The organism is Micrococcus sp. GbtcB5 (assembly GCF_019091605.1).
Taxonomy (GTDB): domain Bacteria; phylum Actinomycetota; class Actinomycetes; order Actinomycetales; family Micrococcaceae; genus Micrococcus; species Micrococcus luteus.
Map to the genome: position 1 here is coordinate 1 of NZ_JAGXJK010000394.1, position 241 is coordinate 241.

A 241-nucleotide genomic window follows, 5' to 3' on the forward strand; every position below is an offset into this window, starting at 1 on the left:
GGCCGCGGCCAGGAGGGTGACGTGGGCGACCTCGTCCAGGGTGCGCGGTTCGCCGCCGCCGGAGGGAGCGACGACGATCCCGCGCAGGCCCTCGAGGCCCTCGACGGCGGCGCCCGCCTGGACGGGATAGGTGGTCGCGCCCTCGGTGACCTGGCCGCCGGGGAAGAGGCCGGCGTTCTCCTCGAGCGCGTCGGTGATGTCGGAGGAGGGCAGCCCGGCGGCGGCGAGCGCGGCCGGGGCC

At 78.8% G+C, this 241-nt stretch carries 1 protein-coding gene; it reads right to left on the reverse strand.

Translation table 11 applies throughout. The features are described from left to right. Positions 1-241 (reverse strand): hypothetical protein (locus KVS67_RS12840; protein ID WP_217565532.1); only part of this gene is annotated, 241 nt, incomplete at both ends.